The organism is Streptomyces sp. NPDC002130 (genome assembly GCF_040296465.1).
Lineage (GTDB): Bacteria > Actinomycetota > Actinomycetes > Streptomycetales > Streptomycetaceae > Streptomyces.
On the sequence record NZ_JBEOXI010000532.1, the window covers coordinates 1 to 2,597 of the forward strand.

General features: G+C 60.6%; 3 protein-coding genes. All 3 read right to left on the minus strand.

What is annotated here, in order from left to right:
* On the minus strand, positions 1 to 980 hold a 980-nt coding region (gene istA / locus ABT116_RS42310), incomplete at its 3' end, for an IS21 family transposase (protein ID WP_351645816.1).
* A 197-nt stretch (positions 981 to 1,177) separates the two neighbouring features.
* Complete coding sequence (locus ABT116_RS42315) at positions 1,178 to 1,534, minus strand: type II toxin-antitoxin system PemK/MazF family toxin (RefSeq protein WP_003943396.1); 357 nt, start codon at positions 1,532 to 1,534, stop codon at positions 1,178 to 1,180.
* Positions 1,531 to 1,743, minus strand: coding sequence for a ribbon-helix-helix domain-containing protein (locus tag ABT116_RS42320; protein ID WP_003943374.1), 213 nt, complete (start codon positions 1,741 to 1,743; stop codon positions 1,531 to 1,533). Before ABT116_RS42320 ends, ABT116_RS42315 begins: the two co-directional genes overlap by 4 nt.
* Positions 1,744 to 2,597 lie beyond the last annotated feature (854 nt).

Genomic DNA, 2,597 nt, shown 5'->3' on the forward strand with positions numbered 1-2,597 from the left:
GGTTCCAGCGACAATCCCGGGTCGAAGCCCTCGCTTGGAACAGGTAGCAGGAGCGGTGCTTCGACGGCGAAATCCTGCCCGACAGTGCGTATCCGGTCATTGATTCGGCGGCCGTTATCTGCCGTGTCCCAAGCGCGGATCTTCTCGTTGAGCTCATCGAGTGAGTTGACAACGGGCATCGGGGACAACCTGTTTCGGCGGAACCGGCCCACCTCGCCCTCCACGCCGCCCTTCTCGTGCGCCCCCGAGATACCAGGCTGGCAGTAAAACGGGTCGAACCCGAAGTGCGAGCGGAACAGTACCCATCGCTGGTTCTCCACCCGCGCTCGGGAGGAGCCGTAGATCACTTTCTGCACAGCACTGGTCAAATTGTCGTAGCGGATGTGACGGGTGGGGACACCGCCGATTTCCTCGAACGCGGCGATATGGCCTTCGAGGAACGCTTCCTGCCCTTGCGTCGAGTACACGCGGTGCACAGCTTTTCCCGAGTGTGAGAGGCGGAAGGCGAACATATGGCATTTGGTTTTCACCCCGGCCAAGATCACCCACACTTCACCGAAATCGACTTCCGCCTCGGCTCCGGGAGCATGTTCCTGCGGGACGAACACTTCGATGCGACGTCCGGCTTCGACGTCGATCTGTGCTCGCCGAACCCGCACGTAGTCACGCACCGTCGAATACGAAAGGTGCTGCGCTCCATGTTCGTCGGCCAGTCTGGCGAGGATTCGGCGGGCCGTGTGGCGTTGTTTTCGTGGTGCGTCGATATCGGCGGTGAGCATGGCGTCGATCGCGGCTTTGAACGGATCGAGCTTCGGTGAACAACGCACCGGAACTTTTCTCGGCGGCGGCTCCGCCTGCGCCAACGCCATCCGCACCGTTGCCCGGCCAACCTGGTGGCGGCGGGCCAACTGCCGGATCGAACACCCCTCGACCCGGGCATCACGTCGAATACGAGCGAACAACTCCATTCGAGTCTCCATCACTGCCCTCCAGCAGTTGCTGGCATCCGAACAAGCCAGATGCCACAACACTGAGGTGGGCTCAGCTCAAACCGTCACTACCGGTCCGGCGAGTCGCAGATGGGCCTGGGTCTAGCCGTCACGGTGGTCTCGACTCAAGCTGTCATAAACACGCACCCCGACGATCGAGGCGATCACCCGGCCCCAACAGCACCAAGTTACTGCAGATCGAGGTGCAGCCGCAGCGCGTCCTCGAGTGCGGCGAAAGTCTCCATCCCGACCTTGCCGACAGGTTCAGGATCCAGACGCCGAACCGATACCGAACGCACTTGCTCCGCTTGCGCTTTCGACGCTCGCGCCAAACCTGACTCGTCGGACTCGACAATCACCTGAAACGGAAACACGTGCGCGGTATTGGTAGTCAACGGAACCACGGTGATCACGCCCCTGCCGAGATTTTCTGCAGTAGCGTTGGCCCGGTCGTTGCTCACCACCACCGCCGGTCGTCGTTTCGCCGCTTCACTGCCCTGCGCCGGATCGAGATCCACCCAGTGAATGTGCGCGCGGCGAATCATTCGGTGTCTGCCGTGACAGCGTCCCACACTTCATCTACGTCACCTTCAGCAAACGCTGCAGCGTAGTCACGTTCGAGTCCGGACGTCGAGAGTAGGCGGAGTGCGGCTCGAATTCCTGCCGACCGGCCACGAAGTCCGTGATCACGCACATACTCGTCGAGTAGGTGCGCATCCTCGTCAGGCAGACTTATGGTAAATTTCGTGGTCATACTTTAAGCGTACCAAAGTATGATCTGGTGGTCACCGTGAAACGGCTACACCGCTCACCAGTAAGAAAGAGCCCATTACCACCCCGACGCGTCTCCGAACCTCATAGCCACCCGGAGATGCCGTCCTGATTTGATGTACCTTCACGGTCAACAATCCTGCGATCTGGACGAGCACCGTCAACATCATTCAGGAGTGGTGACCCAGGACCAGATCGCGGACGTTTCGGGGACAGCGACCCGCGACTGCGCTAGCGAGGTGGCAGAAGTTGGTCCAGAAGAACCTTGGCACCGGTAAGCGACAACGCTCGATTAGCCCGACGCAACTCACGTAACGCGACCAAAGGTTGCTCCGAAGCAGAAATTCCCTCCGACTCCAGTACGTCTACAGCCCAACGCGTTCCGGCTTGGACCGCTTCATGCTCGGTCCCGCCGAACACGTCGGCCAGATTCTTCCTGCCGCCCACAGGACGGCGCGCCGCGACAGCAACACCCACCACTAAAGCCAGTGCGTATAGAGCGCGATCACACCATGAAGGCCACCGCCGATCTACCGGGAGCGCCCGACGCAAACTCCGCTCTTGCAGGGCTCGGCACTGAACAAGTCTCAGCCAACCGACGGCACTTCGGTGATGGCGTCGGCGGTCACGAGCATGTCGATCTCGACGCTGTTGGTTCCCTCGCCATCGGTGACGCGCACAGTTACCCCTGCCAGAGCCATTGGTCGTCGTGCATTTCCGCCCAGAATTTCAATTCAGATAGCGACTTCCATCGAAACTGGTTGTTACACAGTCACTTAAGAGGCTCTTCGCGCTTGAGCGGGGTGCCCGGTAGTTGATGGGGCTCGTGGCCCCGAC

Bases quoted from the DNA above. Each gene is read 5' to 3' on its own strand.
- ABT116_RS42315 (WP_003943396.1), bottom strand. From the start codon at position 1,534: ATGATTCGCCGCGCGCACATTCACTGGGTGGATCTCGATCCGGCGCAG.
- ABT116_RS42320 (WP_003943374.1), bottom strand. From the start codon at position 1,743: ATGACCACGAAATTTACCATAAGTCTGCCTGACGAGGATGCGCACCTA.